Annotated in this window: 11 protein-coding genes and 1 pseudogene; 9 read left to right on the top strand and 3 right to left on the bottom strand. The window is 42.3% G+C overall.

Annotated features, from left to right (window positions below; translation table 11 throughout):
- Window positions 1-5: 5 nt before the first annotated feature.
- The 5 genes and pseudogenes from rplI to pckA all read left to right on the top strand — a co-directional run bounded on the left by rplI (window position 6) and on the right by pckA (window position 5,421).
- Window positions 6-476 carry a 50S ribosomal protein L9 gene (rplI, locus tag CCS41_RS01240; protein WP_072549952.1) on the top strand — a complete coding sequence of 157 codons (471 nt, stop codon included), beginning with the start codon at window positions 6-8 and terminating at the stop codon, window positions 474-476.
- A gap of 210 nt (window positions 477-686) precedes the next feature.
- Window positions 687-2,072 (top strand): cysteine--tRNA ligase, encoded by a 1,386-nt coding sequence (gene cysS, locus CCS41_RS01235; RefSeq protein ID WP_072549953.1) that lies wholly within the window; start codon window positions 687-689, stop codon window positions 2,070-2,072.
- Window positions 2,073-2,183: 111 nt separating this feature from the next.
- A pseudogene (rph, locus tag CCS41_RS01230) lies at window positions 2,184-2,849 on the top strand (ribonuclease PH); the annotation flags it as partial.
- Between the two features lie 184 nt (window positions 2,850-3,033).
- Complete coding sequence (pyrE, locus tag CCS41_RS01225; protein ID WP_072549954.1) at window positions 3,034-3,681, top strand: orotate phosphoribosyltransferase; 648 nt, start codon at window positions 3,034-3,036, stop codon at window positions 3,679-3,681.
- Window positions 3,682-3,792: 111 nt separating this feature from the next.
- The gene (gene pckA, locus CCS41_RS01220) at window positions 3,793-5,421 is read left to right on the top strand and encodes a phosphoenolpyruvate carboxykinase (ATP) (protein WP_072549955.1); all 1,629 of its coding nucleotides are present in this window, start codon (window positions 3,793-3,795) and stop codon (window positions 5,419-5,421) included.
- A gap of 113 nt (window positions 5,422-5,534) precedes the next feature.
- Here pckA and CCS41_RS01215 read toward each other — a convergent pair whose 3' ends face one another.
- Entirely contained in the window at window positions 5,535-6,341 is an 807-nt protein-coding gene (locus tag CCS41_RS01215; RefSeq protein WP_072549956.1) for a helix-turn-helix transcriptional regulator, read from the bottom strand.
- Window positions 6,342-7,210: 869 nt separating this feature from the next.
- Here CCS41_RS01215 and rdgC point away from each other — a divergent pair.
- The 3 genes from rdgC to emrD all read left to right on the top strand — a co-directional run bounded on the left by rdgC (window position 7,211) and on the right by emrD (window position 9,766).
- Window positions 7,211-8,140, top strand: a complete 930-nt coding sequence (rdgC, locus tag CCS41_RS01210; RefSeq protein WP_072549957.1) for a recombination-associated protein RdgC — start codon at window positions 7,211-7,213, stop codon at window positions 8,138-8,140.
- An 88-nt stretch (window positions 8,141-8,228) separates the two neighbouring features.
- Window positions 8,229-8,501: a sulfurtransferase TusA gene (gene tusA, locus CCS41_RS01205; RefSeq protein ID WP_072549958.1), complete on the top strand. Its 273-nt coding sequence runs from the start codon at window positions 8,229-8,231 to the stop codon at window positions 8,499-8,501.
- 86 nt (window positions 8,502-8,587) lie between these two features.
- Window positions 8,588-9,766, top strand: coding sequence for a multidrug efflux MFS transporter EmrD (gene emrD / locus CCS41_RS01200; RefSeq protein ID WP_072549959.1), 1,179 nt, complete (start codon window positions 8,588-8,590; stop codon window positions 9,764-9,766).
- Window positions 9,767-9,815: 49 nt separating this feature from the next.
- Here the strand turns inward: emrD and glpK are convergent, their stop codons facing one another.
- Both glpK and CCS41_RS01190 read right to left on the bottom strand, forming a co-directional pair.
- Window positions 9,816-11,351 (bottom strand): glycerol kinase GlpK, encoded by a 1,536-nt coding sequence (gene glpK, locus CCS41_RS01195; protein WP_072549960.1) that lies wholly within the window; start codon window positions 11,349-11,351, stop codon window positions 9,816-9,818.
- Between the two features lie 40 nt (window positions 11,352-11,391).
- Window positions 11,392-12,219: an MIP/aquaporin family protein gene (locus tag CCS41_RS01190; RefSeq protein ID WP_072549961.1), complete on the bottom strand. Its 828-nt coding sequence runs from the start codon at window positions 12,217-12,219 to the stop codon at window positions 11,392-11,394.
- 506 nt (window positions 12,220-12,725) lie between these two features.
- Here CCS41_RS01190 and CCS41_RS01185 point away from each other — a divergent pair.
- Window positions 12,726-12,932 (top strand): cell division protein ZapB, encoded by a 207-nt coding sequence (locus CCS41_RS01185; RefSeq protein ID WP_072549962.1) that lies wholly within the window; start codon window positions 12,726-12,728, stop codon window positions 12,930-12,932.
- Window positions 12,933-13,158 lie beyond the last annotated feature (226 nt).

Genomic DNA, 13,158 nt, shown 5'->3' with positions numbered 1-13,158 from the left:
AAGTAATGGAAGTCATTCTGCTTGAAGAAGTAAAAATTAATGAAGTAAAAAAACTGGGCATTCTGGGTGATAAGGTTAATGTAAAAACGGGCTATGCCCGTAACTTTCTCATTCCACAAGGAAAAGCGGTACAGGCAACCAAGAAAAACATAGAGAATTTCGACACACTCCGTGCCAGAATGGAAGCTGAATTAGCTAAAAATCAGGCCAAAGCCAGAGATCGTGTCGATGAATTCGAGAAATTAGGCAATGTCACCCTCGAAGCGAAAGTTGGGGCAAATGATAAATTGTTTGGATCTATCGGCAGTAATGATATCGCGCAAGCGATAACCACGGCCGGTGTTCCTGTGAGTAAAAAAGAAGTGCGTCTGAAAGATAAGCTTGCTATACGTAGCTTGGGTGTGCATGAAATTCACATCCAGGTAGCCCAGGATGTGTCTGCGCGACTGACGGTGACTGTGGTTGCACAAGAGTAAGCTATGCTGTCAGAATACCTGTGCAGCTGTAGTGCCAAAACGTAGCGACAGTGATGTACTTGTATATGAAGGTAGTGAACAACATACAGGGTAAGTTGAGCAAAAAATATAGGGTTAACTCGTTAAAACGCCAGCATTAAGCTGGCGTTTTAATTTATCCTGGTAGTTTCAATCCCAGTAAGTTAAGAACCTCGACTAACGGACTTCCCAATGTTAAAAATTTTTAATACTTTAAGTCGTGAAAAAGAAGAATTTAAGCCGATCCATGCAGGAAAAATCGGTATGTATGTATGTGGTATCACTATTTATGACTTATGTCATATTGGGCACGGACGTACTTTTGTTTCCTTCGATGTTATCGCACGCTATTTGCGCTATTTGGGCTATTCCTTGATTTATGTTCGAAATGTGACCGATATTGATGATAAAATAATCAAACGTGCTGCTAAAAATAATGAAAGTTGTCAACAACTTACTACGCGGATGCTGGCGGAAATGCACCATGACTTCGAAGCATTGAATTTACTGCCTCCTGATAAAGAACCACGAGCCACGCACCATATCGCAGAAATTATCGTCCTAATCCAGAAATTGATTGAACGCCAACATGCTTATATTGCAGCCAATGGTGATGTGATCTTTGCTGTGGACAGCGCTCCTGATTACGGTTTACTCTCTCGTCAGGATTTGGAGCAATTACAAGCGGGGGCACGTGTAGAAATAGCCGACGTAAAACGCAATCCGATGGATTTTATATTGTGGAAAATGTCCAATCCGGGTGACCCAAGCTGGGAGTCTCCTTGGGGGAAGGGGCGTCCTGGTTGGCACATTGAATGTTCAGCAATGAATAGTAAACAGTTGGGCACGCATTTTGATATTCATGGCGGTGGCGCGGATCTTATGTTCCCCCACCATGAAAATGAAATCGCGCAATCTACCTGTGCTCACGGTGGTTCCTATGTCAATTATTGGATGCATACCGGTATGGTGATGATCGACAAAAACAAAATGTCGAAATCGCTGAATAATTTTTTTACCATTCGTGATCTGCTCACCAACTACGATGCAGAAACTGTACGTTACTTTCTCATGTCTGCCCACTACCGCAGCCAGCTTCACTATAACGCAGAAAATTTAAAACTAGCACACACGGCTCTTGAACGCTTGTACATTGCTTTACGAGGTACGGATGCTAATGCTGTCGCTGCCGGTGGCGAAGATTTTGTCACACGTTTCCGTGATGCGATGGATGATGATTTTAATACACCAGAGGCTTATTCCGTATTGTTTGATATCGCCCGTGAAGTAAATCGTTTGAAGAAAAAAGATCACGCAGCCGCCAGTGGGTTAGCTACAGAATTGCGTAATATGGCGTCAGTTCTTGGCTTATTGACACGAGATCCCGAACATTTCTTACAAAATGGTGAACAGATTGATAATCATACAATTGCTAAAATTGACGCATTGATTCAACAACGTGATACTGCCCGCAGCAATAAAAATTGGGCGCTGGCAGATTCTGCTCGACGTCAGTTAGATGAGATGAACGTGGTGTTAGAGGATCGGCCACAAGGAACGACCTGGCGTCGCAAATAAACATTACAATTTATTTTTGTTCAACAGAGAGCAAAGTCATTATTTTATACACTAACCGTTAATCCCCATACAGAAGAAATCGTGTCAGCCATATAATACTGACGAGGGTGTCGTCGTTACACAAAATATGCAGAAGGTTCGGTGTTGGTTGAATTTGGTGATACCAAGGTGTTATGTACCGCTACGATCGAAGAGGGCATTCCACGTTTTCTCAAAGGCCAGGGGCAAGGCTGGATTACAGCTGAGTACGGCATGTTACCGCGTGCTACCCATATTCGTAATCCCCGTGAAGCGGCTAAGGGCAAACAAGGAGGGCGTACGCTAGAAATCCAGCGCCTGATTGCTCGTTCGCTACGTGCTGCCGTTGACCTTAAAAAACTCGGGGAACGTACTATTACGATCGATTGTGATGTACTCCAAGCAGATGGAGGCACTCGTACAGCAGCAATCAGTGGTGCCTGCGTCGCGTTGTTCGACGCGCTGAACAGGTTGCTTGACAACGATAAGTTGAAAACTAACCCACAGACAGGATTGGTGGCTGCCGTTTCCGTCGGGATCGTTGAAGGTGAAGCACGTTGCGATCTGGAATATGAAGAAGATTCCATCGCTGAAACTGATATGAATGTAGTGATGATCGAAGATGGCAGGATGATCGAAGTACAGGGTACGGCAGAACGCAATCCATTCAGCCAAGAAGAGCTACTGACATTGCTAGAACTGGCTCGTAACGGTGTAGCGACTATTTTCCAGGCACAAAGAACGGCATTGGAGCAGTAGTCCTGTCAGGGCTTGCTCGAAATCGTTATGAGTGACGCTCAGACGAGGAAAAAATAGGCGAAAAAGCGCAGTTACGCTTTGTATACAACAAAAGGCAGTAAATGAGCATTTTGAGCCTATTTTTGACGAAGTATCCGCTAACATAATAGATTTCGAACAGACTCTAAGAGAGGAACGTATTGTAATGCAAGACTATCAACGCGATTTTATCGAATTTTCACTCCGTAAACAGGTTTTGAAATTTGGTGAGTTCAACCTGAAATCGGGGCGAGTCAGTCCCTATTTTTTTAATGCCGGACTGTTTAATACCGGAAAAGATTTGGCGGAATTAGGGCGTTTCTACGCGACAGCTTTGATGAACTCTAATATTCAATTTGATTTAGTGTTCGGACCCGCTTACAAGGGCATCCCAATTGCCACTGCGACCACAGTCGCGTTAGCAAATGATCATAAACGGGATGTCCCTTATTGCTTTAATCGCAAAGAAACCAAAGATCACGGTGAAGGTGGTCGTTTAGTGGGGAGTCCGTTACAAGGAAGAGTGATGCTAATCGATGATGTGATCACCGCGGGTACCGCAATTCGTGAAGCGATGGCCGTTATTGCTGCCCACAATGCTTCATTAGCTGGCGTAATGGTTTCCCTAGATCGACAGGAACGAGGTAACAGCGAAATGTCAGCCATTCAGGAGGTTGAGCAAAATTATCACTGCCAAGTCATTTCCATTGTCACCTTGGACGATTTGATCAGTTATCTCAAAGAAAAACCTGAGATGACTGATAACTGGAGTGCTGTAGAAAATTACCGAAAAAAATACGGAATAGTGAGCTAGCTCTCATAAACTAACAAACGGTAGGTTTGATATTAAAATATTTGATAACTATTGCGGTTAATTGGAGTCGAAGATTTACAATAATAAGCTGATGGTTCAGGAGTTACAATAATGAAGTTTGAAGGCATCACCTCCCAGGAACTCGCTACCTATGGTATCGAGAATGTCGATGAAATTGTATACAATCCAAGTTATACGTTATTATTCGAAGAGGAAACCTCTTCAGGACTAGAAGGCTATGAACGTGGTACTGTTACTTCATCGGGTGCAGTTGCTGTCGACACCGGTATCTTTACGGGTCGATCACCCAAAGATAAATATATCGTCCGTGACGATATAACAAACGATACCCTATGGTGGGCTGATAGAAATAAAGGTAAAAACGACAACAAGCCACTGAGCCAGGAAACCTGGCAGCATTTAAAAGGATTAGTCACCCAGCAATTATCGGGAAAGCGTCTGTTTGTCGTCGATGCTTTTTGTGGTGCTAACCGTAAAAGTCGTCTGCAAGTTCGTTTTATCACAGAAGTCGCTTGGCAAGCTCATTTCGTCAAAAATATGTTTATCCGTCCATCTGACGAAGAATTAGCACAATTCAAAGCTGATTTTATTGTGATGAACGGCGCAAAATGCACTAACCCACAATGGAGAAAACAGCAGCTTAATTCAGAAAATTTCGTCGCTTTCAATCTGACTGAACGTATGCAACTAATTGGCGGCACCTGGTACGGCGGTGAGATGAAAAAGGGTATGTTCTCAATAATGAACTATCTTTTACCGTTACAAGGCATTGCCTCGATGCATTGTTCCGCTAATGTTGGCAAGAAAGGGGACGTCGCTGTTTTCTTCGGTTTATCTGGCACAGGTAAAACGACCTTATCCACTGACCCAAAACGTGAGCTAATTGGTGATGATGAGCACGGTTGGGATGATGACGGTGTGTTTAATTTTGAAGGGGGTTGTTACGCCAAAACTATTAATTTATCAGTGGAAGCCGAGCCAGATATTTACCATGCCATCAAACGTGATGCGTTACTGGAAAACGTCGGAGTACAGGCAAATGCGCAAGTCGATTTCAATGATAGTTCAAAAACCGAAAATACCCGTGTTTCCTACCCGATTTATCATATAAAAAACATTGTGAAACCAATATCAAAAGCCGGACATGCGAAAAAAGTGATCTTTTTAACAGCCGATGCTTTTGGGGTTCTACCTCCGGTTTCCCGCTTGAACACGGACCAAACCCAATATCATTTTTTATCTGGTTTTACTGCCAAGTTAGCAGGTACTGAACGTGGTATCACTGAACCTACCCCTACTTTTTCTGCCTGCTTCGGTGCCGCTTTCTTGCTGCTTCATCCAACACAGTATGCAGAAGTGTTGGTAAAACGGATGCAGGCGGTGGGCGCACAGGCCTACTTGGTTAATACCGGATGGAATGGTAGAGGTGAACGTATTTCTATCAAAGACACCCGCGCTATTATTGACGCCATCCTAAACGGCGAAATTGATAAAATAACCAATTTTACCACTTTGCCAATCTTCAATCTCGAGATACCAGAAACATTACAGGGTGTTGATCCCTTGATTCTCGATCCACGGAACACACACATATCCTACGAAAAATGGCAACAAGAAGCTGAAGATTTAGCACGACGCTTTATCGTTAATTTTGATAAATATACCGATACAGCAGCAGGAGAAGCATTACTGTCTGCTGCGGGCCCAAAACTCGGCTGAATACAATCAGACACTGGACGGTACCTTAGATTTTCAGTGGGTACCGTCCCAAATCAAACTGTATACAAAATAAAGCATGTAGCGCGGGTAAATGGCTATTGATGGAGCCGCTTTTATCTTAGACTGCAACGATTAGTCGTAGAAATAAAAATATCACTAGGTAAGGTTGTCGATTTTGACTGGTTATATTTATCAAAGCCATTTTTCTTACAATATTCTTTAAACTCACCTGATGTACAAACTTTAGCTTTTCGATACATACTGCACAATTTATTTTCTACTGTTCTACAGGAAAGACCTAATATTTCAGCAATGGCTTTACTCGTCAGTGGTTTCGGTTTTTTCTGCTGTAGGAAAAATATTACTTCAAGTTCTTTATCGGTGAACAAATTACAATTAATATCGTCAGAAACTGGATTCACCTCCAGAGAAGGATCTTTAGTAAGATCAAGCTTCTTCTCTACATTAAATAATGTCTTATTGAGATACTGTATAGCAGAAAAAACCTGCAATTTTTTAGCATGTAAAATAACACCCATACATTTGCCATCTTCACTATAAAAAGGAGACTTCTCACAGATATAGGGTTGAATTATTTCTTCAGTTCCGAAAGGATAAATATTCAGTGAGAATACATGTTGTTTCGATTCCTGAACCTTGCGATCAAGTTCTTCGAAATAAAGTGCAGATCCCGCACTATCATGAGGTATCTGTTTATCTGTTAAATATTTGATATTAAATCCTTTTTTTAGATTTAATAACGCCATGTAGGCATCGTTTCCATACAGATAGCGTGATTGATTATCTTTAATCGCCCACGGATCACTACTACTATCACACAACGAAATAAGCTGCAGAGAAAGGTCGGTAGGGCAACTCTGTGCTCCACTCATTGAAGTTGGTTGGTTGATTTCAGCCATTTTAGATCCCTATCATAAAGTCAGGACGAAAAATTACTCTAGTCATATTGAGATTTCAAGTGTTTATTTAGTCTAAATCCACGTCAAAAAATACTATTTAGACAGTATTGGGTCAAGCAAAGGTCGATCACCAGCATATTTCACTTTTACAAAATGTATCAGCTCTCAGCTTTATTGATATATCTTCTTCCAGCACACATCCTTAGCCCATTGTAGATAGTCTACAAATAATTATTTAACAATATGCCTGAACGAATAGGATAGAGTAGTAAAATATGCAAAAGAAAAAGCAGTGATAACGAATTCATTTATCGTAATTATTATATGTTTATACTCATTTTAAGGACAAAAGTCTAACAGGCAAACTTACATAAGATATTAAACAATAAAAACTGCATCAGCCGCATGATCCACAACACAATCACTAATCGGCCAGCACACTTTTTACAAAAGAACATCATGTTTTCTTACAACAAAAACCAAACCACTTCAATTACAAACCATTACATCAAACAAACCCAACCAAGATAATAAATGCCCCTGGTGTTAGCATTTAATTATCCCTTACACTAAATAATCTTTACTACCTAATCAAAATTACTATAACGCCTCATTCTGTAACATGACTTTGTATAATTATGGTGTTTTCCTGAAGCCAATCAGATACTAGCAAGAACAAGAGATAATAGTAGAGTGTTAAATACTTGCATTGAGTAAGTGGTGGGGTCAAACAACACCGACGGTGCCGGCTAGACCCATTTTTATTTTTGTCTACGAATTAATTTTACTATTTTATCCAGGATTCGTTACCATGCTCTGTTGCATTTAATCAACCATACACCCTGAGTGTGCAAACCTGGAATTCACCTATGCCGTGGTTTAAAAATTTAATGATTTATCGTTTGAAGCAGCAAACTTCATTGCCTGCGGAGCAAATGGAAAAACAGTTAAGCAATTTCAGCTTTATCCCCTGTAGCAGTCAGGACATAACAAAAATGGGTTGGATATCGCCAATGGGCACACGCAGTAATGCACTAGTACATCATGCTCGTGGTCAGATTTTTATCTGCGCAGCCAGAGAAGAAAAAATCATTCCATCTACAGTAGTTAAAAGAGAATTAAAAACCAAAATCGATCATTTTGAAACAGAAAAACAGCGTAAAATTAAAAAAACAGAAAAAGAATCACTTAAAGATGAAGTTCTACATGGCCTATTACCACGTGCCTTTAGTCGTTTTGACCAGACGCTGCTATGGATTGATACAATTAATAATCTAATCATGGTCAATACCGCTAGTGCTAAACGAGCAGAAGATATTCTGGCGCTATTACGTAAGAGTCTCGGTTCTTTACCCGTAGTCCCTTTGACATTAAAAAACCCAGTTGAGTTAACGTTGACTGAATGGGTGCGATCTGAAAACCTCCCTGCAAATTTCACACTCATGTATGAAGCTGAGTTGAAAGCATCTGGGGAAGATGGCGGCCTAATCCGTTGTAAGCAACAAGATCTTGCCAGCAATGAAATTGCGGCACATATAGAAGCAGGCAAGCGAGTCACTAAGTTGGCATTAAATTGGAGAGAAAAGATACAGTTTGTATTGGGTAACGACGGCTCATTAAAACGCTTAAAATTCGTCGACACCCTACATAAGCAGAATGATGATATTGACAACAAAGATTTTGCTCAACGTTTCGCCGCTGATTGTATCCTAATGACCGACGAACTGGCAGTTCTAATTCAAAATATGATTGAAGCCTTAGGGGGATTGGCAATTGCGCCAGATAATGACTGGAAGTAATAACGATAATATGGAATAGTTGCGCGATTATCGCGGCTAGTGATCCGATCGGTTAATCTTCATCTATTGATGTAACGAGAAAATAAAAATGGCAGACCCTTTTGCTAATCCCGACAAAGTTATTAATACTCTGGGAATGCGTTGCCCTGAGCCGGTAATGATGGTGCGTAAAACCGTGCGTCATATGGACTGTGGACAAACTTTATTGATTATTGCCGATGATCCCGCTACAACTCGTGATATTCCCGGATTTTGTCGTTTTATGGAGCATCAGTTATTGGCACAGCATACGGAACAATTACCCTATCGATATTTAGTACGCAAAGGGATTATTGCCAACAAGTGTCCTTTAACAAGCTAATCTTCCCTAACTTACTAATGATGCCAAGTGTGCTTCAATTTCACCTACAAATTCCAAGTCGCTTTCAGCTCTCGCGAGACAGTCTAATGAGAAAAATAGAAAATTTTCACCTACTGATTATGCTAATCATGCTGATTGCTGTGGGGCAAATGGCACAGACTATCTATGTTCCTGTGATTGCTGAAATTGCTCATCATTTTTCGGTACGTACCGGAGTAGTACAACGAGTCATGTCAGCCTATTTACTGACTTATGGTTGCTCTCAATTACTTTATGGCCCTTTGTCTGATCGGATAGGGCGTCGACCAGTGATCCTAGTTGGCATGATGATTTTTATCTGCGGGGCACTGGGTGCCTTACTTGCCAATAGCCTGAGTATACTGGTGCTCGCTAGCGCACTACAGGGAATGGGGACAGGAGTGGCTGGGGTGATGGCTCGTACCATGCCCCGCGATCTGTATGCCGGTACAACATTACGTTATGCCAATAGCTTGCTGAATATGGGTATTTTGGTCAGCCCGCTATTAGCTCCACTCATTGGCGGTGTTCTAGCGAGTTGGTTTGGTTGGCGTGCCTGCTATGCCTTCTTGCTATTGCTATGCAGTGTGGTCGCTTATTGTATGTTCCGCTGGTTGCCGGAAACCCGTCCTCAACAGACAGAAAAACAACGTATGTTAGCGAGTTTTTACCGCTTATTATCCAATGGATTATTTAGTCGTTATCTGGTGATGTTGATTGGTGCCTTGGCAGGGATTGCGGTTTTTGAAGCCAGTGTCGGTGTTCTGATGAGCGGGGTACTAGGGTTAAGCAGTATCAAGGTGAGTATCCTATTTATTCTACCTATCCCAGCCGCATTTTTGGGTGCCTGGTATGCCGGGCGCGACAATAAAACTTTCTATAGTTTGATGTGGTATGCGGTGATAAGCTGTTTATTGGCCGGATTGATGATGTGGATCCCTAGCTGGTTTGGCATCATGAATGTTTGGACACTACTCGTACCCGCCGCCTTGTTTTTTTTTGCGGCCGGTATGTTGTTCCCATTGGCAACAACGGGCGCAATGGAACCATTTCCTTACCTTGCAGGTGCGACCGGTGCTTTGGTGGGCGGATTACAGAATGTGGGATCGGGGCTGGCAACCGGTTTATCAGCAATGTTGCCGCAGACTGGACAATTTAGTCTCGGATTATTGATGTTTAGCATGGCAACACTAATTTTACTCTGTTGGTTGCCTCTGGCTAAGCGTATACGGCAACAGGAAGGGTAGCCGCTCATGCTGCGGAGTAGATTTTGCAAACAATCTTTATCGCTCTTGTTTAGTCGTGTTCTTCCCAGGATTGAGCACGAGCCACCGCTTTTTTCCAACCGTTGTAAAGTGCCTCTCGTTCGGTAACCTTCATATTTGGGCGGAACTGCCGTTCAGTTGGCGCCTTACTTTTCACTTCTTCTAAATCCTGCCAAAACTCGGTGGAAAGACCCGCCAGGAATGCGGCACCTAACGCTGTGCTTTCGCATACTGCGGGGCGATCAACAGAAGTCCCCAGAATATCGGCCTGGAATTGCATCAAAAAATTATTGGCTACCGCTCCACCATCCACGCGTAGAAATTTTAATTGAGTATCTGCATCAGCCTGCATCGCTTCTAATACGTCACGGGTTTGGTAAGCGATAGATTCCAACGTAGCTCGAATAATATGGCTGCGATTTACGCCTCGGGTCATACCAAAAATTGCGCCACGGGCGTAGGGGTCCCAATAAGGTGCTCCTAAACCCGTGAAAGCCGGCACCACATAAACACCATTGCTGTCTTTAACTTTATTGGCAAAATATTCCGAATCCTCGGGATCAATGATAAATTTTAATTCGTCACGTAACCATTGAATAGCAGCACCTCCGATGAATACGGCACCTTCGAGAGCATAATTAATTTCGCCTTTTGCCCCGCAAGCGATAGTTGTTAGCAACCCGTGGTTGGATTGTTCCGCTTTGATGCCGGTGTTCATCAGCAAGAAACAGCCAGTACCGTAAGTATTTTTTGCCATCCCCGGTTGTACACAGAGCTGTCCGAACAACGCAGCCTGTTGATCTCCTGCGATCCCAGCAATAGCAATGGACGTATTACCTTCACCACCGATACTCGTTTTTCCATAAATCTCAGAAGAATGACGCACTTCAGGTAACATCTCTTCGGGAATATCCAACGCTGCCAATAATTCACTATCCCATTTTTTTTCATGGATGTTAAACATCATGGTACGTGATGCATTGGTATAATCTGTTATATGCAACTGATCCTGCCCTTGCCCCTGCGTCATTTTCCATACCAGCCAAGTATCAACGGTACCGAATAATAATTCACCTGCTTCAGCACGTTTACGCGCCCCTTCCACGTTATCGAGGATCCACTTCAGCTTAGTACCGGAGAAATAAGGATCAACTATCAGACCCGTTTTATCGCGTATCTTCTTCTCAAGCCCACTTTTTCTTTTTAGTTCTTCACAGATATCGGCAGTACGGCGACACTGCCATACAATGGCATTATAAATAGGCTTACCAGTGTCTTTTTCCCAGACAATAGTTGTTTCACGCTGATTAGTGATGCCGATACCCGCTATTTGACAAGGGCTAATATCCGTTTTCGCTAGCACTTCCACCAGCGTAGAGCTTTGTGTTGCCCAAATTTGCATGGGATCATGTTCAACCCAGCCTGCTTTTGGATAAATCTGGCTCAATTCCCGTTGGGAAATACCGATAATATTAGTATCGTGATCTAACACTATGGCTCTTGAACTGGTGGTGCCTTGATCGAGCGCAACAATGTATTTTTTCTCAGTGATATTATCTGTTGTCATGATAATCCTGTTGATATGCTGTTTGTGAAATCTGAAAAATTTATTGGGCTGGTGGTTTTTTTTCTTCCTGACAAATATAGCAGAGCGGCAGATGACGACCAATTAACGCACGGTAAACTAATGCCCCTAGTAACGCACCGACGATAGGTGCAAAAATGGGAACCAGGAAGTAAGGAATATCACGTCCTCCAGTAAAAACGATATCTCCCCATCCTGCTAAATAAGCAAAAATCTTAGCGCCAAAATCACGTGCCGGGTTTAAGGCAAAACCCGTAAGGGAACCAACAGAAGCACCAATTACCGCAATCAGGATACCAATAAGTAACGGAGCCAATGGACCACGTGGAATACCGTTACCGTCATCAGTCAAAGCCAAAATCATACACATTAAAATAGCGGTGATGATGGTTTCTACGATAAAAGCTTGGAGAACAGAGAGATGCGGATTCGGATAAGTAGAAAAAATAGCGGCTAAATCAAGGTTTTCTGTACTACCACGTAATATATGATGGGTTTGTTCAAAATCGATGAATAGATTGTAATACATACCATAAACGACAGCGGCGCCACAAAATGCACCGGCTATCTGTGCCAGAACGTAGGGAATAACCTTATGGCGTTCGAAACAGGCAAACAACCACAACGCAACAGTGACTGCTGGATTAAGATGTGCTCCAGAAATAGCTGCTGTTAAATAGATCGCCATGGCAACTCCCATACCCCAGATAACACTTACTTCCCACTGACTGAAACTGGCTCCCGCCAATTTCAACGACGCGACACAACCCACGCCGAAAAATATAAGTAAAGCCGTACCAAGAAACTCCGCAATACATTGATTTTTTAAGGCAGGGCTGGTTTCGCTCATTGCAGTGTCCTAGCTAGAAGTAGAGTGTAAACGGTAGCATTCTTCGCTCTCTTTTCTTCAATAATGTCATACTAGAGAAAGCGATGTAAATTTATCGTTAACAAACAAAAATAAGAAGTAATATTATAAAAATCTGTATACTTCATCATAAAAATGTACCGGTTTGTGTAATAGTGGAACCTAAAATGTGATCGAACAGGTATTTTTGTCTCACGTGATTAATAATGTTTTCTAATAAACTATGCTTTAGATGATGATAAGTGTCTGTGTGATGGTCATAAGCAGTAAATTACCCTAGAGTAGGCTTTGTGTCAGTATGTATCTAGACAGAAGTGCGTTGGCTACATACAATCTTTTCCATCAAACTGTGTTGTCTACAGTGAAGATGTGCATTAAAAATGACGCTTGTTATTTAGAGTAATGAATTTCGCAGCGGTTACAACGTTAAATCGTTTGTTACCGTTATAAACTGGCTATATACCTGGCGATCACTAAGGGGATGAACGATGGCATTTGAAGTATTTGAAAAATTGGAAGCGAAAGTTCAGCAAACTATTGATACTATTACTTTGTTGAAAATGGAAATTGAAGAATTAAAGGAACAAAACCGTACTCAGGCTGAGAAAAATGAGCAACTGAAGCGAGAAGAGCATGTTTTACAGGAACGCTTGGGGCAGCTGTTGTCTAAAATCGAAGGAGTCGAAGAAATCTAAGGAGGTCGCTTTTTCATCTCGGGTTTTTCTTGGTTTTGGTACTCTGCCCTAGTACATCGAGTAGAACAAGACACTAGACTTCTTGCAAAGCTACTACGTGCTGCAAATTCCGCGTTACGTGGTGCTTGCAGTCTTCATGTATTCGCATGTACACCGTGCTTACTGCTCCCGAGGCACCTGGCTTCGCAGCACTCGCTACGGTTTTGCAAGAAGTCTACTATCGCCT

The organism is Candidatus Fukatsuia symbiotica (assembly GCF_003122425.1).
Taxonomy (GTDB): domain Bacteria; phylum Pseudomonadota; class Gammaproteobacteria; order Enterobacterales; family Enterobacteriaceae; genus Fukatsuia; species Fukatsuia symbiotica.
Note: the sequence above shows the minus strand (reverse complement) of the source record. Positions and strands in the feature narration are given on the sequence as shown.